Origin of the sequence: Hymenobacter lapidiphilus, assembly GCF_013377885.1 — a bacterium.
Lineage (GTDB): Bacteria > Bacteroidota > Bacteroidia > Cytophagales > Hymenobacteraceae > Hymenobacter > Hymenobacter lapidiphilus.
The window spans coordinates 151,108-172,002 of the sequence record NZ_JABKAU010000003.1 but is presented as its reverse complement, the minus strand read 5'-3'; the positions used below and the strand labels follow the sequence as shown (position 1 = coordinate 172,002).

The 20,895-nt window shown below is 62.8% G+C and carries 19 protein-coding genes; 8 read left to right on the top strand and 11 right to left on the bottom strand.

Features of this window, described 5'->3' with window-relative positions:
- Positions 1-22: 22 nt before the first annotated feature.
- The 3 genes from HW554_RS02830 to HW554_RS02820 all read right to left on the bottom strand — a co-directional run bounded on the left by HW554_RS02830 (position 23) and on the right by HW554_RS02820 (position 3,148).
- Complete coding sequence (locus HW554_RS02830) at positions 23-1,048, bottom strand: VWA domain-containing protein (protein ID WP_176906829.1); 1,026 nt, start codon at positions 1,046-1,048, stop codon at positions 23-25.
- Between the two features lie 164 nt (positions 1,049-1,212).
- On the bottom strand, positions 1,213-2,184 hold the full coding sequence (locus tag HW554_RS02825; RefSeq protein ID WP_176906828.1) for a hypothetical protein: 972 nt from the start codon (positions 2,182-2,184) through the stop codon (positions 1,213-1,215).
- A 64-nt stretch (positions 2,185-2,248) separates the two neighbouring features.
- Positions 2,249-3,148, bottom strand: a complete 900-nt coding sequence (locus HW554_RS02820; protein ID WP_176906827.1) for a DUF58 domain-containing protein — start codon at positions 3,146-3,148, stop codon at positions 2,249-2,251.
- A gap of 37 nt (positions 3,149-3,185) precedes the next feature.
- On the opposite strand from HW554_RS02820, the gene HW554_RS20525 reads away from it, so the two are divergent.
- Positions 3,186-3,581, top strand: coding sequence for a DUF4296 domain-containing protein (locus HW554_RS20525; RefSeq protein ID WP_176906826.1), 396 nt, complete (start codon positions 3,186-3,188; stop codon positions 3,579-3,581).
- 16 nt (positions 3,582-3,597) lie between these two features.
- On the opposite strand, the gene HW554_RS02810 is transcribed toward HW554_RS20525, so the two are convergent.
- The 6 genes from HW554_RS02810 to egtB form a co-directional block, all read right to left on the bottom strand.
- Positions 3,598-3,930, bottom strand: a complete 333-nt coding sequence (locus tag HW554_RS02810; protein ID WP_176906825.1) for a tRNA-binding protein — start codon at positions 3,928-3,930, stop codon at positions 3,598-3,600.
- Between the two features lie 95 nt (positions 3,931-4,025).
- Positions 4,026-4,568 (bottom strand): DUF922 domain-containing protein, encoded by a 543-nt coding sequence (locus tag HW554_RS02805; RefSeq protein ID WP_176906824.1) that lies wholly within the window; start codon positions 4,566-4,568, stop codon positions 4,026-4,028.
- Positions 4,569-4,630: 62 nt separating this feature from the next.
- Positions 4,631-6,013: an MATE family efflux transporter gene (locus HW554_RS02800; RefSeq protein WP_176906823.1), complete on the bottom strand. Its 1,383-nt coding sequence runs from the start codon at positions 6,011-6,013 to the stop codon at positions 4,631-4,633.
- Positions 6,014-6,106: 93 nt separating this feature from the next.
- Positions 6,107-7,204 carry a pyridoxal phosphate-dependent aminotransferase gene (locus HW554_RS02795; protein WP_176906822.1) on the bottom strand — a complete coding sequence of 366 codons (1,098 nt, stop codon included), beginning with the start codon at positions 7,202-7,204 and terminating at the stop codon, positions 6,107-6,109.
- Between the two features lie 144 nt (positions 7,205-7,348).
- A complete protein-coding gene (egtD, locus tag HW554_RS02790; protein ID WP_176906821.1) occupies positions 7,349-8,365 on the bottom strand; it encodes an L-histidine N(alpha)-methyltransferase in 1,017 nt (338 codons plus the stop codon).
- Positions 8,366-8,463: 98 nt separating this feature from the next.
- Positions 8,464-9,774, bottom strand: coding sequence for an ergothioneine biosynthesis protein EgtB (egtB, locus tag HW554_RS02785; RefSeq protein WP_246285075.1), 1,311 nt, complete (start codon positions 9,772-9,774; stop codon positions 8,464-8,466).
- Between the two features lie 302 nt (positions 9,775-10,076).
- Between egtB and HW554_RS02780 the strand changes: the two genes are divergently transcribed.
- The 7 genes from HW554_RS02780 to HW554_RS02750 all read left to right on the top strand — a co-directional run bounded on the left by HW554_RS02780 (position 10,077) and on the right by HW554_RS02750 (position 17,895).
- Entirely contained in the window at positions 10,077-10,358 is a 282-nt protein-coding gene (locus HW554_RS02780) for a KGG domain-containing protein (protein ID WP_176906820.1), read from the top strand.
- A gap of 139 nt (positions 10,359-10,497) precedes the next feature.
- A complete protein-coding gene (locus HW554_RS02775) occupies positions 10,498-11,568 on the top strand; it encodes an o-succinylbenzoate synthase (RefSeq protein WP_176906819.1) in 1,071 nt (356 codons plus the stop codon).
- A 73-nt stretch (positions 11,569-11,641) separates the two neighbouring features.
- Positions 11,642-12,943, top strand: a complete 1,302-nt coding sequence (locus tag HW554_RS02770) for an aspartyl protease family protein (RefSeq protein ID WP_176906818.1) — start codon at positions 11,642-11,644, stop codon at positions 12,941-12,943.
- 118 nt (positions 12,944-13,061) lie between these two features.
- A complete protein-coding gene (locus HW554_RS02765) occupies positions 13,062-14,213 on the top strand; it encodes a lysophospholipid acyltransferase family protein (protein WP_218134572.1) in 1,152 nt (383 codons plus the stop codon).
- Positions 14,214-14,367: 154 nt separating this feature from the next.
- A complete protein-coding gene (locus HW554_RS02760) occupies positions 14,368-15,321 on the top strand; it encodes an alpha/beta hydrolase (RefSeq protein ID WP_176906817.1) in 954 nt (317 codons plus the stop codon).
- A gap of 171 nt (positions 15,322-15,492) precedes the next feature.
- Positions 15,493-16,002 (top strand): phasin family protein, encoded by a 510-nt coding sequence (locus HW554_RS02755; RefSeq protein ID WP_176906816.1) that lies wholly within the window; start codon positions 15,493-15,495, stop codon positions 16,000-16,002.
- A 198-nt stretch (positions 16,003-16,200) separates the two neighbouring features.
- Positions 16,201-17,895, top strand: coding sequence for an ABC1 kinase family protein (locus HW554_RS02750; RefSeq protein WP_176906815.1), 1,695 nt, complete (start codon positions 16,201-16,203; stop codon positions 17,893-17,895).
- Between the two features lie 106 nt (positions 17,896-18,001).
- On the opposite strand, the gene HW554_RS02745 is transcribed toward HW554_RS02750, so the two are convergent.
- Both HW554_RS02745 and HW554_RS02740 read right to left on the bottom strand, forming a co-directional pair.
- On the bottom strand, positions 18,002-20,377 hold the full coding sequence (locus tag HW554_RS02745; RefSeq protein WP_176906814.1) for a glycoside hydrolase family 3 N-terminal domain-containing protein: 2,376 nt from the start codon (positions 20,375-20,377) through the stop codon (positions 18,002-18,004).
- Between the two features lie 39 nt (positions 20,378-20,416).
- A complete protein-coding gene (locus tag HW554_RS02740; protein WP_176906813.1) occupies positions 20,417-20,884 on the bottom strand; it encodes a helix-turn-helix domain-containing protein in 468 nt (155 codons plus the stop codon).
- Positions 20,885-20,895 lie beyond the last annotated feature (11 nt).

Below are 20,895 nucleotides of genomic sequence, written 5' to 3'. Positions count from 1 at the left end.
AAAATCAACGAAAATCTGTGATTTAGTCCTCCAGCGCGTTAGTCAGAAACGTGTTTTTGAGGCCCAGCCAGAGCAACCAGAAGCCCAGGCACCAATAGAGGTAGGTGCGGTAGTAGTCTTGGGTGTTGCGGTAGCGGGTCTGCTTGATTTCGGACTTCTCGTAGCTATTGATTTGGTCGAATACCTGGCGCAGGCCGGCGTTGTCGGTGGCGCGGAAGAAGCGGCCGTCGCCGGCCTGGGCAATCTGGCGCATGGTGGTTTCGTCGAGGCGGGTTTCCACGAAGCGGGGCCGGCCGTTTTCGTCGGTGCCGTAGGGCACCACTCCATCCTGTCCCAGCCCGATGGTGTAGAGCTTGAGGCCGTAGGCGTGGGCCAGCTGGGCGGCCGTGAGCGGGTCGAGCGAGCCGGCTGTGTTCTCGCCATCCGAGAGCAGAATGCACACTTTGGTGCGCGAGGGCGAGTCGCGGAGGCGGTTGGTGGCCACGCCCAGCGCCGTGCCAATGGCCGTGCCGTCGTTGGTAATCAGGCCCAGGCGCAGGTTCTGCAGGTTTTCGCGCAGCAGCTCGTAGTCGGTGGTGAGGGGGGCCAGCGAGTAGGCGTTGCCGGCGAAGGCCACCAGCCCCACCCGGTCGCCGCGGCGGCGGTTCAGGAAATCGAGGGCCACACGTTTGGCGGCTTCGAGGCGGTTGGGGCGCAAATCCTGCAGCTCCATCGAGGCCGATACGTCGAGTACCAGCACAATGTCGATGCCCTGGCCGGTTTGCACCACCCGCTCGTCGGTGCGCTGGGGCCGGGCCAGCGCCACAATCCCGAAGCCCAGGCTCAGGGCCAGCACCACATCGGGCACGAAGCGCAGGGCCGCGCTCCAATCGCGCCGCAGCTCGCCGGCCACGAAGGCTACATCCAAGTGCGCCCGCCGCCGCCGCGCTAGCGCCCAGCGCAGCACAAATAGCAGCGGTACCAGCGGCAGCAGCAGCAACAGGCGCGGTTGCTCCCAGCTGTAGCCGGCCAGCGTGGCATAGCGCAGGCTGTCGAGCAGTTCTTGCATTTACTGTAAAAAGAGGCCGCTAAATGAGTGGAACTGAATAGGGCTGGACGGCAAAGATACTGTCATCCTGAGCGGAGCGAAGGACCTGTGCAGAAGCTATATTTTGATGTTAGCCGCTATAAAGGTCCTTCGCTCCGCTCAGGATGATAGGTTTGCACAATAACTCATTCGCCTTCCCGCGTCATCACCAACGCATACTGGCGTTCGGCGAACTGGCGGAGCAGGTCGAATATGGGGTCAGTTTCGGCGTCTTCTTCGGAGAATTGATTGCCGTAGATAACCCGGTCGGCCAGCATCAGCGCTTGGCGCACAGCGGGGTCGTGGTGGTAGCGGGCCACTATTTCGCGGGTGGTTAGGCTGGTTATATTGAAGTTGGTGAGTGTGGAGAGGTAGTTTTTCCAGAGCGTAATGGCCCGCTCCATGTTGTTGAGCGAGCGGGAAAGCGTGAACCGCTCGACGTGGCGGGCATACTGGGCCAGAAAGTACGCGTGGTTCTTCCGCAACCGGTAGCGGCGGTAGCGCAGGTGCAGGCGCTGCCGGAAGCCCAGCACCAGTCCGCCGGCCAGTAGTAGCAGCCCCGCCAGCCCCGCCAGCCAATAGGGGTAGTTGAAACGCTGGGCTACGGGCAGTAGCTGCAGGTTCTGGCGTAGCGCAGGCGGCTCGGCGGCGGCGGCAACAACCGGCGCTGTACGCATCAGCCGCACCTGCACCGGCTGCGTGGGCACCACCAGCGTATCGCGGCCGCGCAGCACGGTTATGGGTACGCTCAGCGTCTGCACCGAGTCGAGGCTGAAGGTGCGCAGGCGGTACACGGCCTGGTCGAGGCTGCGGCCCTGGCGGGTGCGAGTGGGCCGGTAGCGGCGGCCCACATACTCGAAAGGCGCGAAGCTGGCCGCCGAGTCGGGAAAGATGATTTCCAGCGCCGGCGCGTGGTCCGAGGTTAGCTCATATTCGATGATTTCGCCCACCCGCACCGCCGCTTTCCGAAACCGCCCCTGCGCCACTGCTTCCGGTTGCGCCAGGGTAGCGGCTGGTGCAGCAGCCGGAGCAGCTGTTGCCGGGGTATCTGCCACTGCTGTTGCCGTGGCAGATGCCGGCACCTGCGCGACGCCCGCGCCAGCCAGCAGCAGGAGCATGGCCGTCGTCGCCGACAACCGCCGGCCGATGCGTTGCGGCCAATACCAGTGCAAACCCGCGCCCTTACCCACGACCTCCGCGCTGGTTGCGCCGCCGGAACAGGTTCACCAGCTGGGGAACGAAGTCGTCGGCGGTGCTGATGGACAGGAATTCGGTGCGGTGGCGGCGGCAGATCTGGCCAATCTGGGCCCGGTTCTGCTCGTAGGTGGCCCGGTAGCGCGCCCGAAAGGCCGCCGACGAGGTATTCGTCCACACCGTGCGGCCCGATTCCTGGTCGTGGAGCGGAATTATTCCCAGGGGCGGGAACTCCTGCTCGCGCTGGTCGAGCAGCTGCAGCACCACGAGGTCGTGCTTGCGGGCCAGCATCGTCAACTCCCGCTCGTAGTCGGCGTCGATGAAATCAGAAATCAGCAGCACAATACTGCGCCGCTTCAGTAGCCCCAGCGCCTGCTTGATGCCGGCCGCCACTGCCGTCTGCCGGTGCTGGGGTTCCAGCTCATACAGCCGCTTGATGAGCGAGTAGGCGTGGTGGGTGCCTTTGCCCGATGGCAGGTACAGCTCTTTCTGGTCGGAGAAGGCCAGCAGGCCCAGCTGGGCATCCTGGCGGGCGGCAGCCAGCGCCAGCACCCCGCAAATGTCGCGGCCCATATCGAGCTTGCGGCGGCCGGCCGCACCCACTTGCTGCGAAGCACTCACATCGAGCAGCAGCAGCACCTGCTGCTCGCGCTCTTCCTTGTAGGTTTTCACAAATGTGCCGTGGCCTTTGCTGCTTACGGCCCAGTCGATGGCCCGCACTTCGTCGCCGTACTGATACAGGCGCACCTCATCTACTTCCAGGCCCGTACCTTTAAATACGGAGTGAAAATTGCCCTGCAACTGGGCATCCACGGCCTTCAGGATGCGGATTTCCATCTGCCGCAGGCGGCGCACAAGCTGCTGGAAAGGCGAATCGGCGGGTTTCATTCGGCCTAAACTACGGTATTGACCTAACTTTGCCTTCGTGAAACGAATTTCCCGCTGCCTCTCCGCTGTTCGCCGGGCCCTGCCGCTGGCCGGGCTGCCGGCTTTACTTACAGCTTTGCTGCTGACTGCCAGCGCCTGCCAGAAAGCAGAAGAGGTGCCCGCGCCCGCCCAATTGCTGCCGCCCGATAAAATGGTGGGCCTGCTGATTGAGCTGCACACGCTGGAAGCCCGCACCGAAGCTGCCGCACTGCCGCCCGATTCCAGCCGGGCCCTTTTCCAGCAGGAGAAGAAGAAACTATACTGGCGCCACGAGGTGTCGGATTCCATTTTCGCCCAAAGCTTCCGCTATTACGCCGTCCGGGGCAAGGAGCTGAACACTATTTACCAGTCCGTTATCGACAGCCTCGACGCCCGCGAGAAGGTGGTGAAGTGAGGCGGTAAACCTGTTGTTACCGGAGGCGGCTGCCGTTGGGAAGCGGGGCCGCCAGGGTGGCCAGCACAATGTGGCCGGCCGCATCGGGGGCGCCGGTAACCAGCACCTCGGAACGCAACGGCCCTATTTGTTTGGGTGGGAAGTTGACCACGCACAGCACCTGCAGGCCTGGCAAATCGGCCGACTGGTAGTGGTGCGTAATCTGGGCGCTGGACTTGCGCAGGCCGATTTCGGGCCCCAAGTCAATTAGCAGCCGGTAAGCGGGCTGGCGCGCCTCCGGAAACTCGTGCGCCTCCACAATGGTACCTACGCGCATATCCACGCGCTCAAATTCCTCCCAGGTTAGCATACAGTAAGATGGTGAGTTAGCCGTTTGAGGTGTCTGACGGCGCAATTTGCTCTTTTGAACATTAAACCCACTATTCCATCTTCAGCCTCCTGATCTTACTCGGCGAAGGCGGCGAGCTGTTCGAGGCGCAGGCGGGTTTTCTGCTCCCACTCGGCTTGTTTGGGGACGTTGAGACCGTGGTTGCTTTCCTGATCGTAGCGGGCCTCGTCGCGCTGCCAGGCCAGAAAGGCCACTTTTGTGATGTTGTTAAAGGCCGGCTGCAGGTGCAGGCAATCGAACTTGATGAGGCTGAGCTTCTGGCGCAGCAGCCGGGCATGTACCTCCGTCAAGTCGAAGTGTAGCTGCTCGTGGCGCAGCAGCGCGGGCGAGGCCTGGGCCGCGTTGCGCACCCACGACTCGGAGGGCGCAAACGTGGCCTGCACCTTGCCCGAAAACTTGAAATCGAGGCAGCCGATGGTGGCGTCGATGGAGGAGGAGGTGAGGGCTGCCAGCCGGTCGATGTTGGGTCGGGCCCGGAAATCGGTCCAGGCAAGCGGCCGGTTGGCGCTCCAGGTAATTTTGGGTGCCGGAGGCGTAACCTGGGCCGGCGGGGCCGGCATCAGCAGGCTTAGCAGCCAGAAAGGAGCAGTGAAGAGCATTTCTTTTTTAGCGTTTAGCTGCTAGCAAGTAACTGGCAGCTTTCGTTCGTTTTGCCGAGTTCTTAACGTACGGCCAGTGCTGGCTCGTTCGTGGAGGCTGCATCGGCAGCGGCCAGCAGCGGGCGGCGGTAGAAACGCAACAGCAACAACCCGGCCACCAGCGTCAGGCCGATGAGCAGGCCCATCCAGACGCCCACTGCGCCCCACTGCAGCTTAAAGCCCAGCACGTAGCCCAGTGGCAGCGCTACCACCCAATAGGCCAGCAGGGCTACCACCGAGGGCACCTTCACGTCTTCGAGGCCCCGCAGCGCCCCCAAACCAACCACCTGCAGGCCGTCAGAAATCTGGAAGGCAGCGGCAATCAGCAGCAGCGTAGCGGCCTGGGCCACCACGGCGGGGTCGTGGTTGTAGTAGAACGGCAAATAGTTACGCAGCAGCACTAGCACCAGCCCCATCACACCCATAAACGTGAGGGTAATCAGGTAAGCCATCATGCCCGCCTGCCGGGCCCGCACGCCATCATGGGCCCCAAAAAACTTGCCTACCCGAATGGTGGCCGCTGCCCCGATGCCGCTGGCAGCCATGTAGGTAACCGAGGCCACGTTGATGGCAATCTGGTGGGCAGCCAGCTGGGTAGCGCCGAGCCAGCCAATCATGATGGCCGAAAAGCTGAACGCGCCCATTTCAAAGGTCATCTGCACGCCAATGGGTGCGCCCAGTCCGAGCAGGCGGCGCAGGCCGGCCGTATCGGGCCGCAGGTTGGCCTGCGCTGTCAGCCGGTAGGGCTGCAGGCGCTTGGCCCGCAGCACATACCAGACCATCAGCCCGGCCATCAGCACGCGGGCTATCAGCGTGGCCCAGGCGGCGCCCATCATGCCCATCTGGGGCATACCCAGCTTCCCAAACACCAGCCCGTAGCAAAGCACGGCATTCACCACGTTGGCCTGTATCGAGAGCGACATGGCTTGCCGGGTGAGGCCCAGACCCTCGGCAAACTGCTTGAAGCCCTGAAAAATCATCAGTGGGAAAAACGACAGGAACAGCACCTGTACCCAGGGTGACGCCAGTAGCACCACTGCCTCGGGCTGACCCAGATGGGGCAGCAGGGCCGGAACCAGAAAACCCAGCGCCGCTAGTACCAAACCGGCTACCACGCTCAGCCACACGCCGTTCACGAGCAGGCGGCCATTGGCGGCCACATCCTGGCGGCCATCGGCGGCGGCTACCAGCGGTGTAATGCCCATCGTCAGGCCCAGGCCCAGCACCATCACCACGGTGCTCACGCTCACGGCCAGCGACACGGCCGCCAGCGGAATCTTGCCCGTCTGGCCCACTACCATGCTGTCCACTACGTTCACCATAACGTGGCCCAACTGGCTGAGCACCACCGGATAGGCCAAGCTAAGTGTGGGGTTGAGATGGGAGCGGAAGGTAGAGGGAATCATAGCCGGACAGCAAAAGGATTCGCAAAGGTAGGGCTTTGGGAAGGGTAGTGAGAGGGAAGAAGGACGTTCTTTCTGCCTCTCACCGGCTCGCTTTTACCGCAGCACCGCAGCCATCCGGTCGCAGGCCGTTGCCAAATCGGCTTCAGACACGGCGTAGGAGAGGCGCGCAAAGCCGGGTGCGTGGCAGCCGGCACCGTCCACCACATCCACGCCGGCCGTGCGCAGGCGCGTCATCAGCTCAGCCGAGGCTGAAACCGGCGACCGGCCGGGGTGTAGGTAGGCCCGCAGATCGGGAAAGGCGTAGTAGGTGGCGGCCGGCAGCGGTGGTTGCGGGGCCGCTGATAGGGCTACCAGAAAATCGCGCAGGAAGGCCCGGGTGGGGCGCAGCTGCTCTATCAGGCGGCCGGCTACTTCTGCGGCGGCATCGGTTACAGCCAGCGCGGCGGCCTGCAGGGGCGCGGGCACGGCCGCCCCGGTAGCGTGCTGCCAGGCCGCGCAGGCAGCGGCCACCGGAGCCGGGGCCACCAGGTAGCCCAATCCCCAGCCAATAAGGCCCAGCGACTTGCTGAACCCGTTTACCACTAAGTGCCGGCCGCGCGGGTCCGGGAAATCGAGCAGTGAAACCGGCGGCTCGGGCTCGAAATAAATGAGGTCGTAAATCTCGTCGCTGAGCAGGTAGAGGTCGGGGAAATCGGCGGCTACCTGCAGCCAGCCGGCCAGCTCGGCCCGGCTGTAGCGGCGGCCGGTAGGGTTGCCGGGGTTGGTAAACAGCAGCGCCCGCGTACGGCCAGCCGACAGCGCCGCTCGCAGCTGCTCGGCTGGTAGGGCGTAGTTATCGTCGGGACTGAGCGCCAGGGTGCGGAGCGTACCGCCGGCGCGGGCTACCAGCTCATCGAACCCAAACCAACTGGGCGTGAGCAGCAGTACTTCGTCGCCGGGGCGGAGTACGGTTTTCAGCAGGGCAAACAGGGCCACCTTGGCTCCCGGCGTAATCACCACGTTGGCTGGCCCGAGCAGCGCTGCATCGGCCGGGCGGGGGCGGCTGGCCAGCGCCGCCCGCAGCGCCTCGGAACCGGCAGCGGGTAGCACCGGCAGCGGGGAGGTTTGAAAGGCGCGGGCAGCGGCAGCGGCAGCCTCGGGAGGTATGGCGAAGTTGCCGTAGCCCGAAGCCAGGGAGACAGAAGTGGTCATAAGAAAGCAGGCCGGCGGGGGCCGGAAAGGGGAGTGACAGCGCGAAAGCCCGGAAGGTTTTCGCGCTGCAAGCTAGGCGCGTGTTTGGGAATTGTCATGCTCAGCATGATGCTAACGGGGTTTTACGTAATTCCCCAACACACTCTAAACATCTTTCCGCAGCAGCACGTCGGCGAAGTAGTCCTGCTCGTCGGTGAAGAACTCGGCTACCTGCAGGCCGGCTTCCTGCGCAATACCCTCGATGGCGGGCCGGGTGAATTTGAAAGAATTTTCGGTATGAATCATCTCCCAGGCCCGAAAATCAACCGACCAGCCGGGCTCGGCAAAATGCACGGTCTGGGCGCGGGTGCTGGCCAGAAACGAGCGCACGGCCCCGGTGAGCGGGTTGTAGTCGGTGTAGTGCTGCCAGTGAGCGAGGTCGAAATCGGCCCCCAACTCCCGGTTGATTCGGTGCAGCAGATTATAGTTGAAGGCAGCCGTTACGCCTTGGCTGTCGTCGTAGGCCGCCCGAATCACGCGCGGGTCTTTCTGCAGGTCGAAGCCGATAAGCAGCCGGTCGTCGGGGGTGAGCGGGCCGGCGAGGCGCTGCAGAAACTGCTGGCGGTCTTCGGGGCTGAAGTTGCCGATGTTGGAGCCCAGAAACAGCACCGCCTTGCGGCCCGGCCGGGCCGCCATCAGGCCCAGCGCATCGGCGTAATCGGCCACTACGGGCTCCACGCGCAAAGCGGGCAGCTCGGCCTGCAGGCTGCGGGCCAGCCCATCGAGGGCCGCCGCCGAAATATCGACCGGCACATACGTGAAATCGGCCCCCGCTTCCAGCAGCTCGCGCAGCAGAATCTTGGTTTTCAGCCCGTCGCCGGCCCCCAGCTCCAGCAGAAAAAACGGCTCGGCCGGATTTTGGGGGCGCAGGGCCCGCGCAATAGCTGCCCGGTGGCGGCTGAACAGCGCAAATTCGGTGCGGGTGGGGTAGTACTCCGGCAGGGCCATAATCTGCTGGAAAAGCCGGCTGCCTTCGTCGTCGTAGAAATACATCGACGAAAGTGCCTTAAATGGCCGGCTGAGCCCTTCCCGCACATGCTCGCGCAACAGCAGGTTAGGGTCGGCAATAGTGATGGATGACGGAGCCACTTCGGTGGCCAAAACAGTATTATCGTGGGGCATAAAGGGGTATTTTTTTAAGCTGTTAGCTGAATGAACGATAGCTATCAGCTGACAGCTTTCGTTCATTCAGCTAACAGCTAACAGCTAACAGCTAACAGCTAACGAGCCAGGCGGATGCCGGTGAACTGCCAGCGTTTGTCGGCGTGAAAAAAGTTGCGGTAGGTTAGGCGGATGTGACTTTCGGGGGTGGCGCAGGAGCCGCCGCGCAGCACCAGCTGGTTCACCATGAATTTGCCGTTGTACTCGCCCAGCGCACCGGCCGCCTTCTGGTAGCCGGGGTAGGGGTGGTAGGCCGAGTAGGTCCATTCCCAGGCGTCGCCAAGCAGCTGGTGGCACTTGTCGGGGGCGGCATCGGGCGGCAGGGGCTGCGGGTCGAATAAGTTGCTTTCCAGGAAAGTGCCGGCGGCCGGGTCGGGGCCGAACTGGCGGGCTGCAATTTCCCACTCCTGCTCGGTAGGCAGGCGGCAGCCCCGCCACTGGGCGTAGGCATCGGCCTCGTAGAAGCTCACGTGCGTAACCGGCGCGGCCGGGTTCACGGGCTGCAGGCCGTGGTGGGTGAAGCGTAGCCACTGCCCGTCGCGCTCCAGCCAGTACAATGGGGCCTGCCAACCCTGCTGCTGCACCAAATCCCAGCCTTCGCCCAGCCAGTACCGGAAATCCTGGTAGCCGCCGGCCGCCATAAACTCCAGGTACTCGGCGTTGGTCACCAGCCGGTTCTGCAACTCGAAATCGGCCACATAAGTATCGTGCGGGGCCTGCTCATTATCAAAGCAGAACCCCTCGCCCTCGAAGCCGATGCGGTGCACGCCCCCCGCTACCGGCAGCCAGGTGGCTTTCGCAGCAGACGAAGCAGCTATAGGTGCCAGTTTAGCATCCGAATAAGCCGGAGCCAACGGGCTGGTACTGAGAATGTATTTGATGTCGGTGGCCAGCAGCTCCTGGTGCTGCTGCTCGTGCTGGAGACCCAGTTCGAGCACCTCCCAGAACGCCGGTGGCAGCGTATCGGCCTGCTGAATCAGCAGTTGCTGCATGGCCGCGTCTACGGCCTGGCGGTAGGCATACACATCGGCCAGGGGCGGGCGCGAGAGGGTGCCGCGGTCGGCGCGGTTCACGCGTGAGCCCAGCGAGTTGTAGTAGGAGTTGAACAGGAAGGCGTAGTCGGGGTGGAAAACCTGGTAGCCGGGCAGGTACTCGCGCAGCAGAAACGTTTCCCAGAACCAGGTGGTGTGCGCCAGGTGCCACTTGGGCGGGCTCACATCGAGCATGGGCTGCACCACCGTGTCTTCGGGCAGCAGGGGCCGGCACAGAGCCACCGACTGCGCCCGCACGGCCGCGAACCGGTTGGCGGGAGTGAGGCGGGCGGGTGGCTGCAAGGTGGGCGGAAGGGTAGGAGCGAGAGAAACGGGCATACGCAGGAACAGGTTGGGGGCAGAGGTTACAGCTAAACGCCAAACCGGCCGACTAGTTTAGAACGGGTAAAAGTCAGTAGCGACCATCCGGATTTACCGGAACTGGTGCGTAGTTATACGGATCAACTCGTCCGTAGAAAGTGGTATTTTACTGCTTGGGCCTTGATAAAGGCTATAAATTCAAGGTTAAAAAATTCTTGTTGAGCGTAGAAGCTAAACAATTCCGCGGTTTGCTTTCCAACCAGCCGCCTTCTGGAAATTCCGTTTCCCTTGCTACTTCCCCGTCCCTTCTTTCCTGCATTATGAATACTGAACTCACTGCTCGTCCCGCTGCAACTGCCAAAGCTGCCGGTACCAAAGCCACCTCGGGCAAAGCCCCCGCCGATAAAGCCGTAACCAAGCGCCCCCGCGGCTTTGCCGCCATGGACTCCGCCACCCAGCGTCGTATTGCCAGCGAGGGTGGCCGCGCCTCACATCAGAGTGGTCGGGGCCACCGCTTCACTTCCGAAGAAGCCCGCGCCGCCGGCCGCAAAGGTGGCCAGGCTACCCGTGGTGCCGCTGCCAAAAGCAAAACCGACCAATAGCCGGCCCGCACACCCGGCCATCAACGCCAACGCCGCCTTCCGTCCGGTTCATCCGGGCCGAAGGCGGCGTTGGCGTTGGTGGCCGGGTTGTATATTGCCCAAAACCCGCCGCTGCGGGCCGCTTTTTGCTTATCCCGCCATGCTTCAGCTTCGCTCCGCCAGCCGCGCTCTGCGCTTCAACTTTCCGGCCCGCACCTCCCGCGGGGCCCTCACCGAACACTTGGTTCATTACCTGCTGCTCTCCGATACGGCCACGCCCGAGCAAGCCGGTTGGGGCGAAGCTGCCCCGCTGGCCGGCCTCAGTCCCGATTATGGCCCTGCCTTCGCGGCTACGCTCGAAGGGTTTGTGCGCGAGTTCAACCGCCGCCAGCTGCGCGAGCTGCTGCCCCACGAAGCGGCTGAGCTGGTCGGCCCCGAGTGGCCGGCCCTGCGCTTTGCTCTCGAAACGGCTGCCCTCGACTACCAACATGGTGCCCGCCGCCAGCTCTACAACAACGCCTTCAGCCGGGGCGAGGCCGGCCTTCCCATCAACGGGCTGGTGTGGATGGGCGACGCCGACTTTATGCGCGAGCAGATTGAGGCCAAGCTGGCGGCGGGCTTCGACTGCCTGAAACTCAAAATCGGCGGCCTCGATTTCGCCACTGAGTTGCGCATTTTAGCCGACATCCGGGCGCAGGCCGGCCCCGACCGCCTCACGCTGCGCGTAGACGCCAATGGGGCCTTCGCGCCGGCCGAGGCCCTGGGTAAGCTCGACCAACTGGCTCGCTTCGACCTCCACTCCATCGAGCAGCCTATTGCCGCCGGGCAGTGGGCCGCAATGGCCGAAGTATGCCGCCACTCGCCCGTGCCGGTTGCCCTCGACGAGGAGCTGATTGGCCTGACCGACCCGGCCCGGCAGCCCGAACTGCTGGAACAGGTGCGGCCGGCCTACCTCGTGCTCAAGCCCACGCTGCTGGGTGGGCTGGCTGCCAGCCAGCAGTGGGCCACGCTGGCCGACAGCCACGGTATCGGCTGGTGGCTCACGTCGGCCCTGGAGTCGAATGTGGGCCTGAACGCCATCAGCCAGCTGGCCGGCACGGTGGCTTTGCCCGGGTTTGCGCAGGGGCTGGGTACGGGGCAGCTCTACCACAACAACTTGGCGGCCCCGCTCAGTATAGAAGGAGGCCAGCTGCACTACCACCCGGCCGGCGTGTGGGAGGCTCCTGGGTAGCATTTTGCGGGTTCCGGGCAATTATGCTCCGTGTGTAATTTTAAGTACCTTACCCGGGAAGATTATTCCTTGTATGCCGCTACGAATCGGGGCTTTACTGCGTGCGTACCACCAGCGCCGGTCGTGGCAGCTGAGTTGGCTGCTGTTGTTGCTGGGGCTGATGGGGCCCGTTGTGTCGGGCCGTGGGCAGATAAGCGAGCCGGTATTTCGGCTGTTGCGGCCGCGGGCCCGCCAGGCCAAGGTGCCCTTCGCCCTCCAGCGCAACCTGATTGTGATAGAAGCACGGCTTAATGGGCAGGGACCATATAATTTTCTGCTCGACACGGGCCTCGCCAGCTCCCTTATCACCGACCCCGCCGTGGGCCGTGAACTGAACCTGGCCACCACCGACCGGTTTCTGGTGTCGGGTGCCGGCGAAGAAAGTGCGCTGGAAGCTTTCCGGGTGCCGTCCGTGGCCGTGCAGCTCTCGGGGCAGGTGGGCGCCACCCGCGCTTCGTTTTTGATGCTTTCCGAAGACGTGCTGAATATTTCGGGCTATGTGGGGGTGCCCGTGCATGGCCTGTTAGGCGCCGATGTATTCCGGAACCTAGTAGTGCAGGTTGATACCGAAAAGCAAATGCTGGAGTTCCATGACCCGGCCCGCTACCGGGCGCCCCGTGGCCGCCGCTGGGCCCGTCTGCCGCTTGAGTTCGACGGGGCCAAGGCCTTTCTGAACCTTCCCGTGCAGCTGTCCGACTCGCTGCAGCTACCCCTGCGGCTGGTGCTCGATACCGGTGCCGGCCACGCGCTGTCGATCGAAACCACTTCCGACCCACGCCTGCGCGTGCCCCCGGCCCGTCTGCGTACCCAGCTTGGGCGCGGCCTCAATGGCAACATCAACGGGTTTCTGGGCCGGGTGCCGGGCCTGCAGCTGGGCCGCTACCGCATCCGCAACCTGCTCACATCTTACCCCGATTCGGCCGATGTGGCCGGGCGGGCCGAAACGTTTCGCAACGGCAACCTGGGCTTCGAGCTGCTCAAGCGCTTCACCACCATCATCGACTACCCACACAACCAACTGTTACTGAAGCCAAACAGCCTGTTTCGCGACCCATTTGAACACGATATGTGCGGGTTCGATTTGCTGGCCTTTGGACCCGGCTTCCAGCGCTACCGCCTGTTGCGGATAGAGCCGGGCGGCCCCGCCGAACAAGCCGGACTAAAAGTGAACGATGAAATTATATCCATCAACCTGATTCCGGCAGAGTTCTTTTCGCTCACCGATATCAGCCGGATGCTGCACTCGGCCGATGGCCGCCTGCTGCTGTTTGTGGTGCGCCGCGCCGGTACCACCGAGCTGCAAACTGCCCGCGTGCGCCTGACCCGCCGGATTTAGGCCCTGCCGCTCGCTGGCTGGAGAAAGCCGGGCCCTTTTTGCGAAATACCAGGCCGGCGCGCAACTCGGAAGCGGCTAAAATCAGTACATTGAAAGCCTGACCGTCTTCCTGCCCTTTATGACGAACCCCGCTGCCGCGACACCCGCCGGATTATCGCCGGCCATTGTGGCCAACCAGCACATCTACTCCGATTACTTCGACGAGCAGTTTGTAGAAACACTCGACCGCAACATTATGCAGTTGCTCGACCGGGTGTGGTTTCGCTCCGAGCTGGTGGGCTTCGACGATTACCCCCAGCGCAACCGCCCCGACCGGCCCCTGCTGTTCGCCTCCAACCACTCGGGTATGGCCTTCCCCTGGGATGCCATGGTGGCCCTGGCGCACCTGTGGCGCTACCTGCCCGACCTGCGCGACCTGCCCCGGCCCCTGTCGGCGCCCATGCTCTCGCAATCGATTTTGATGAATCCGTTTCTGGTGAAAGACTTCTGGAAGCGGGCCGGCTGCGTGGATGCCACGACGCTCAATTTCGAGACGATGATGTACTACAATGACCACAACCTGATGCTGTACCCCGAGGGCGTGCCGGGCATCGGCAAGGGGTTCAACAACAAGTACCGGCTCCAGCGGCTGGCCACTAGCATTGTGCGTCTGGGTATCGAGCACCGCACCGATATCATCCCGTTCTACACCATCAACGGCGAGTACCTCAACCCCCACACCTACAGCTGGGAGTGGGTGAACCGGCTGAGCAAGAAAATCGGGATTCCGTTTATTCCGGTGGGGCCGGTGCTGCTGCTGGTGCTGCTGCAGCCCTGGTTTTTCTACATGGCGTTTCCGGCCAAGCTCACCTTTGTACTCGGCACCCGCGTGAAGCCCTACGAAATGACCGATAAGGACCCCGCCGACCTCACCCGCGACGACTACCGGGCCATTTCGGAGCAGCTGCGCGCACGCATGCAAACCGAGCTGGATGCCGCCGTGGCGAAGTACGGGCAGCAGCCCTACCGCTGGTCCGAGCTGTGGCAGCGCATCAAAACCAACTGGCGCTACTTTCCGTTTTTTCTGCCCTGGGCTTGGCCCGCGCTGTACCAGGAGTTTGAGCGCCAGTATATTCGGGCCGGCCGCCGCCACTTCGACCTCGACCTGCGCACACCCGGGGCCTACTGGCGTATGCTCTGGCGCAACCCCTTCACGCTGGCCTTTTTTGTTCCGCTGCTGGGCTGGGTTCCTATTGCCATCCGCGGGTATAAAAACCACCGGATCAAGTAGGAAACCCAAGCTAGGAAGTACGGTGTAGGGTGCGGCCCGCCGTTGGACGGCCCGGGTTCGAATCATTCGACGGCGGGCCGTACCCTGCCCCTTTAAGACGAGTACTCGGCCGGCAAGTGTTGGCATTCAAGATTCATTTCAAACTCTTCTCTAAATGTCCTCGCCTCAACACGCGGTATTGCAACAGTTTCTGGTGGCCGCTACCGGCCCACTAGCCGAGCGGCGGCCTCGGCTGCCGGCGATGCGCCTGTTTGCCGAGCTGCTGGCCTTCGGGCAGTTTATGCCCTGGAACGTGTTTCTGGAAGACGTTGACGTAGAAGGTATTCCGGCCGAATGGGTGCGGCCGGCCGATGCGGCTGAAGGGCGGGTGCTGCTGTACCTGCACGGTGGCGGCTACGTGCTGGGCTCGCTCAATACTCACCGGTCGTTGGTAGGCCGGCTGGCCCAGAAATGCGGCGTTACGGCCTTGGCCATCAACTACCGCAAAGCCCCCGAATACCCATTTCCGGCCGCCCTCGAAGACGCCCTGACGGCCTACTTCTGGCTGCTGAACCAAGGCTACGCGCCCACCGACATCATTGTGGCCGGCGACTCGGCCGGGGGCGGGCTGGCGCTGGCACTGCTGCTGGCCCTGCGCGATGCCGACGAGCCGCTACCCGCCGCCGCCGTATGCCTCTCGCCCTGGACCGATTTGCAACTGCCCGCCGGTACGCTACGCAGCGTGTGCCACGATGAAAGCCTGCTGCTGGAGGCGCTCGAAATCCGGAACTGGGGCCCGCTCTACGCCGCCGAAACCCCACTAAGCCACCCCCTCATTTCGCCGGCCCGCGCCGAACTGCACGGGCTGCCGCCGCTGTTGCTGCAGGTTTCCGACGCCGAAGTGCTGAGCGACGATGTGCGCCGCTTTGCCGAGCGGGCCCGTGCGGCTGGTACGCCCGTAACCCTGCAGATTTTCGATGGGCTGGTCCACTGGTGGCACCTGTTCTGGCGCTTCGTGCCCGAAGCCGATATAGCCCTCGACCGGGTGGCCAATTTCACGCGGCAGCTATGGGCCGAAACCGCCGCCGCCCCGGCTGCCAGCACCGTTCCGGCCCGGCAAGCAGCCTGAAAATGAGCTGTATCGGGCGATATAATACAGATGGCAACTAAACTATATAGCAGGTATTTCGTAGGTTTGTAAAAAATAGTAGGCTTGCATACTATTTTTCGGCTATCTGCCTCCCAGACAATAGTTTTCACTGATTTACTTCACTTTCCACTCACTCAATCCCAACTCATCATGGAAGATTTGTTCAAGAAGTTCGTAAACGCCGGTGTTGGCTTCGTTTCGCTGACCAACGACCGGGTGCAGAAGACCATTGATTCGTTGGTAAAGGAAAGCAAGCTCTCGGAGAAGGAAGGCGCCAAAATCATGGATGACCTCAAGAAAAACACCGATGCCAAGCGCAAAGAGCTGGAGAAGCAGGCTCAGAGCTTGGCTTCCAAGATGCTGAAAACTGTTGGTGTAGCCCCTAACTCTGAATTGGAGGAGCTGAAGCGTAGCACCAAAGCTGGCGGTAAGTCGGCTGCTGGCAGCACCGCCGCCTCGGGCAGCAAGAAAGCCACCGCTACAAAGGCCGGTAGTGCCGCCAAAGGCGCAGTGGCCAGCGCTACGAGCAAAGCCGCCAGCACCGTGAAAAAGGCCGCCGACAAAACCAGCGCCGCCGCCAGCAAAACCCAGAAATCGGCCGCCGGCTCAGCCGGAGCCGCCAAGAAAGCTGAGAACAAGGCCGACGACAACAAGGCGTAAGCATTTGCACTTATCTGAAGCGACGTAAAAACCCCGTCCGTGTTTCGCGGGCGGGGTTTTTTTGTGAGGCAGGGGCAGCGTTTATTCCCGGTAGCTGCCCGTTGATAACACCTGCTTTTTGTCCAGTTGTCTGGCTTGGTGGCGGGTGGGAGCAGGCCGCGCGCTTTCGCTCTACTTTCGCAGTAACTTGCCCTTCTTATGTTCAAGAACACTATCTCCAATCTTTCGCGCATCCGGCAGGTAGCCGAAGTGCTGATTCGCTACGGTTTCGAGGACGTGGTAACGAGCACGGCCCTGCGGCGGCTGGTGCCCCAGAGTCGGCGGCGCTCGTGGCTGGAGGGCGAGCAGGCGGTGTTCGAGACAACCCGCTGGGAGCGAATCCGGATGATTATCGAGGAGCTGGGCCCCACCTTCATCAAGCTGGCCCAGGCCCTGAGCAACCGTGCCGACCTGCTGCCCCAGCCGCTGATTGATGAGTTTGAGAAGCTGCAAAGCAATGTTCCACCGTTTCCGGTGGCGCAGGCCCGCGCCATTATTGAGCGCGAGCTGGGCCGGCCGCTGGAGGAAGTGTTTGCCGATTTTGAGGAGGTGCCGCTGGGCTCGGCCAGCATTGGGCAGGTGCATGGGGCCCGGCTGCTGACGGGCGAGAAAGTAGTGGTGAAAGTGCAGCGCCCCGACGTGCAGGAAAAGGTGCGCACCGACCTGAGCCTGCTGCACGAGCTGGTGCGCCTGACGGCCGGCTTCCTCAAAAAACAGGGCCTGAGCAACCCGCAAGATATTGTGGACGCCTTCGAGCGGAGCATGACCAAGGAGCTGGACTACACCTCCGAAGCCCGTAGCATGGAGCAGTTCCGCAAGCTCTACGAAGACTACGACACGTTCTACATTCCGAAGCCGTACCGCGAAATGAGCACCAGCCGCATGCTGGTAATTGAGTTTGTGAGCGGCTGCAAGATTACCGACAAAGTCCAGCTGCTGGAATGGGGACTGAGCCCCGAGAAAGTGGCGGAGGTGGGAATGGACGTGTATCTGACCCAGATTTTTGAGTTTGGGGCCTTCCACGCCGACCCGCACCCCGGCAACGTGCTGGTGCGCCCCGACGGCACGTTGGTGCTCATCGATTTTGGCATGGTGGGCCGCCTGACCAAGCAGCAGAAGTACGCCTTTGCGGGCGTATTTATTGGTATGGCCCGGCAGGATGCGCGCAGCATGGCCCTCAACTTCCGTCGCCTGGCCCTGACCTCGGAGATTCCGGATATGCGGACCTTTGAGGCCGACCTCGCGCAGATGATTGAGGATTTCGCCTCGCTCGAAGTGAAGGAGATGAGCATGTCGGACCTGGCTGACTCGCTGCAGGATGTGATTTACCGCTACAAGCTGCAGGTACCGGGCGCGGTGTTCCTGATTCTGCGGGCCCTGGTTATTCTGGAGGGCATTGGGAAGGTGCTGCACCCGCGCTTCAACACCTTCGAGTTCGTGCGGCCCTACGGTGCTAAAATCATTGCCGAGCAGTACTCGCGCGAAAACATCCAGAACGAGGCACTTTATACCGGTACTCAGCTGCTGGCCCTGCTTCAGACGCTGCCCACCGACGTGCGGCAAATCGTGCGCAAAATCTCGCGCGGCGACCTGCGGGTGCGGGTTGAGCTCAGTGGCTACCAGGTGCTCATGGCCAAAGCCGACGAGTTGGTGGGCCGCGGGATTCTGGCAGCCGTTACGGTGGCCATCATCCTGTTTGCGGGCCTGAGCCTGTTGGGCAACTACTCGTCGGCCATGCCCTACTACCGCGGCCTGCCCGCCCTTACGTGGTGGGCGCTGGCCGCCGCCGCGCTGCTGCTCCTGATTTTGCTGCTGCTGGGCACCCGCCGGCCCCGTCGCCGAAAGCCGGAGTAGGCCAGGTGCTGCTTCCTGGCGTAGCCCTACAAAATGCGGCCCGGCTGCGCTTGCAACCGGGCCGGCAACTGGGCCACCCGCAACGAGATACAGAGAGGCGGCTGTGTTATTCCGTCACGGTAATGGTCTTGGTCTGATCGGCAATGTGCAGCTCGAACTCGCCGGCTTCCAGCACCGGCTTGCAGTTGGGGCCGGCGTAGCTTAGCTCGGCAATGGGCAGCGTGAACGTGACGGTGCGGGTTTCGCCGGGGTTCAGGGCCACCTTCTCGAAGCGACGCAGGCGGCGCATGTCGGGGGCTACCTGGCTGGCGTGCAGGTCGGAGGAGTACAGGTGCACGGCTTCCTGGCCGGCACGGGCGCCACTGTTGGTTACCTGCACCGATACGGTTACCTGGCCGGTTTTGGGCAGTGTGGCTTTGTCCACGGTGAGGTTGGCGTAGCGGAAGGTGGTGTAGCTCAGGCCGTCGCCGAACTTGTACTGCGGGTTGTAGTCGGCTTCGTAGTTGTAGGCGCCTTCGGCCTTGCTCTGCTCTTCGGAGTACTTATGGATGTAGGAAATGAGGGCGTTGGGGTAGCGCGGGTAGGTGTAGGGCAGCTTGCCCGAGGGGTTCACGTCGCCGAACAGAATGTCGGCCAGCGCGTCGCCGCCGAAGTTGCCGGGCAGGTAGGTCTGCACCACGGCCTTCATACCCGGCTCGATGCGGCTGATAACGCGTGGGCGGCCCTCGTTGAGCACCAGCACTACGGGTTTGCCGGTGGCCAGCAGCCGCTCGGCCAGCTGGGTTTGCAGGTCGGAGAGGTACAAGTCGTTCAGGTCGCCGGGCTTTTCGACGTAGGAGTTCTCGCCCAGGCAGAGCAGCACCACATCCGCGTTGCGGGCGGCGGCTACGGCTTCTTCCAGCTTATCGGCATACTCCTCGTAGTACTTGCCATCCATCTTATAGCTCACGCCGGGCACATGCTGCACGTTCTGGGCCCCGATTTCCTTCTGCACAGCCTCCAGAATGGTGTTGTACTGCTGGGCAAACTCCTCGGTTTTTTCACCCTGCCACGAGTAGGTCCAGGCACCATTCAGGGTGCGCATAGAGTTGGCGTTGGGGCCGGTAAGCAGCACCTTGCTCGTCTTTTTCAGGGGCAGCATGCTATCGGTGTTCTTGAGCAGCGTTATAGCTTCGGCGGCCATTTGGTAGGAGGCCTGTTCGTGGGCTTTGCTGCCGAACAGCGGGTAGTCCTGGCGGTTGGTGTTGGGCTGCTGAAACAGGTTGAGGGCGTACTTCACGCGCAGTACCCGGCGCACGGCATCGTCAATGCGCTCCTGCTTCACCTGGCCTTCCTTCACCAGCGCCACCAGGTTGTCGCAGAACTGCTCGTACTGGTAGGGCACCATCGACATATCGATGCCGGCGTTAATGGCCAGCCGGATGGCATCCTTCTGGTCTTTGGCGAAATGGTCGCGCTTGTAGAGGTTCTCGATGTCCTGCCAGTCGGTTACGGCCAGGCCCTTGAAGCCTAATTCCTGCTTGAGCAGCGTGGTCAGCAGCGCGTAGTTGGCATGCACGGGCACTCCGTTTATCAGGCCCGAATTAATCATGATGGTGTGGGCGCCGGCCGCCACAGCGGCGCGGAACGGCGGCACGTGGTATTCGTAGAGCGCCTCGTCGGGAATGTAGGCGTTGGTGCGGTCCTTGCCCGACTGCGGCACCTGGTAGCCCAGAAAGTGCTTGATGCTGGACGCTACTTTGGTGGGGTCGCCTAGATTGTTCGGGTCGCCTTCGTAGCCGCGTATCATCTGCACGCCCAGCTCCGAAATCAGGTAGGGGTCTTCGCCGAAGGTTTCCCACTGCCGCGGCGAGCGGGCGTCGGAGCCCAGGTCGAGTACTGGCGAAAAGGCCCAAGGGATGTTGCTGGCGCGGGTTTCGTAAGCCGATATTTCGGCGCCGCGCCGCACCAGGGCCCGGTTGCGGCTGGCGGCCTGCGCAATCTGCTGCGGAAACATGGTGGCTCCGGCCGTGTAGGTTTCGCCGTGCACGGCATCAATGCCATAGATAATCGGAATTTTCAGGCGGGTTTTCTGGGTGGCCACGTCCTGCATTTGCTGCACGGTGGCGTTCCAGGTTTCCAGGCTGCGCGCGCGGTTGTTGGCCGAGTTCAGCACCGAACCTATTTTGTAATCGACGAGCACTTTTTGCAGGTCGGTGGGGTCCAGGGCCAGCGGCTCGTTGGAGCTGTAGCGGTCCTTGCCCTGGGTCACGACATCAATCGTCACCTGGGTCATCTGGCCCACTTTTTCTTCCAGCGTCATCTGGGCCAGCAGCGCCTCTACCTGCCGGGCAATGGCCTCCTCAGTAAGCGGCGCAACAGCCTGGCGGGCCGCTTTGGTGGCACGAGTTGGCTGGCGGGTCCGCGTCTTCTGGGCGTGGGTGGCAGCCGGCGCGGTCAGGCTGGCGAGCAGAGTAAGCAGTATAAAGCGGGAGAAAGTCATTGGCAAAAACGGAGGAAAGATGAGAGGGAGCGGATTAGATTACCGAGTGATACCGGCAGGGGCGGTTGGCAGCAGAAGCTGTAGCCGGCGTAGGGCCTTGCCCACCGTTACGGGGCAGATAGATTTGATATGGCCCTGGGCAACGAGGTACGTGGCCAGCTGCGGCAGTGTCCAGCGGCGGGGCGCATCGGCACTGCGGCGCGAGAGCAGCGCCAGCAGCGCTGCTTCAACGGCGGGCGTAAGCTTGGTAGGGGCGCCGCCGCCGGGCTGGGTGTTCAGGTAGGCTGTGAGGCCCTGGCGCTGGTAGGCCCGCCGCAGCGCGTATATCCGGCCCTCGGTCATGGCCAGGTGCCCGGCCGACTCGGCGGCGGACAGGCCAGCATGCCAGTCGAGCAGGGTATGGGCGCGGTTGGTTTGGCGGCGTAGCAGGGCGGGCAGCTGCAGGTAGTGCTGCAGCTCCTGTTCTTCGGCAGCCGATAACCGGAAAAACTGTTTTTGGCGGCCCATAATGCGTGGTA